Raw genomic sequence first — 1,109 nt, 5'->3', positions numbered from 1 at the left:
CATGCGCTTCGAAGCGGCCCCGCTCCGTGTCAGCCAGGAGACGATCTACCAGTTCATCTATTCCGATGAGGGCCGCGCGGCGGAGTTGTGGCGCCACCTCGCCTCGGGTCGCCGCGAGCGCCGCGGACACCGTCGCCGTAAACGGTCACCGCCGAAATTCGCCCCGGAACTCAGCATCCTGTTCCGTCCCGACGCCGTGGCCGGTCGCCGAGAATTCGGCCACTGGGAGGGTGATCTCGTACTCTTTCGGCAGCGGTTCGGTCCGGCGAATGTGACGACGTTGATCGAGCGGGTCAGCAGGTTCCTGGTCGTGCTCAGGAACNAGAATTCGGCCACTGGGAGGGTGATCTCGTACTCTTTCGGCAGCGGTTCGGTCCGGCGAATGTGACGACGTTGATCGAGCGGGTCAGCAGGTTCCTGGTCGTGCTCAGGAACCCGGAAAAGCGAGCGAAGCCGATCATGGCCCAGATCGCCGAAGTCCCGCGGCCCCTGCCGCGGGGAGCGCGCCGCTCGGTGACCTTCGACCGCGGGTCGGAGTTCGTCGACTGGCCGCACCTGCGAGCCGAGGTCGGCGCGCAAACCTGGTTCTGCGACCCACAGTCGCCCTGGCAGAAAGGCAGCGTCGAGAACGCGAACAAGCGCCTTCGGCGCTGGATCCATCGTGACACCGACCCCGAGACTCTCTCCCAGGACGACCTCAGGCGGCTCTGCGCCGGCCTCAACGCAACGCCCCGCAAGTGCCTTGGCTATCGAACCCCGGCCGAGGTCTTCAAAGCCAACGTCATCGGCCACGGCTACAGGACGGAGAACCTGTCGCTTCGTCCGAAGTCGCATCTCGGCTAGCGCGTCCACGCAAAGTTGGAATGTCCCACCTGAGCAAAGGTCGCGGCGCTCTATCCGCTCGTCGCCGCCCGCGTCGCGCATTACCTCGGCGCGGCCCAGGCGCCGAGCTTCCCGGTCCCGGCGATCACGGTGCACGAGGCACCCGAGACCGGCGCGGCCTTCGGCGCCGCCTGCATGCTGCACCAGCGGTTCCTGTCGCTGGAGAACCAGACACTCACGGATCAGCAGATCGAAGCGGACCCGCCAGCCTGACACCGCTTCGGGGA

3 protein-coding genes are annotated in these 1,109 nt (G+C 66.7%); all 3 read left to right on the top strand.

The window, feature by feature from the left end:
* A partial coding sequence (locus tag ACLJK8_RS22830; protein WP_413152691.1) for an IS30 family transposase occupies positions 1-388 on the top strand: 388 nt, incomplete at its 5' end.
* A complete protein-coding gene (locus ACLJK8_RS22825) occupies positions 385-843 on the top strand; it encodes an IS30 family transposase (protein WP_413152690.1) in 459 nt (152 codons plus the stop codon). The genes ACLJK8_RS22830 and ACLJK8_RS22825, both read left to right, overlap by 4 nt.
* Positions 844-972: 129 nt before the next feature.
* On the top strand, positions 973-1,095 hold the full coding sequence (locus tag ACLJK8_RS22820; protein WP_413152689.1) for a hypothetical protein: 123 nt from the start codon (positions 973-975) through the stop codon (positions 1,093-1,095).
* Positions 1,096-1,109 lie beyond the last annotated feature (14 nt).

The organism is Amaricoccus sp. W119 (assembly GCF_047275745.1).
Classification (GTDB): Bacteria; Pseudomonadota; Alphaproteobacteria; order Rhodobacterales; family Rhodobacteraceae; genus Amaricoccus.
Note: the sequence above shows the minus strand (reverse complement) of the source record. Positions and strands in the feature narration are given on the sequence as shown.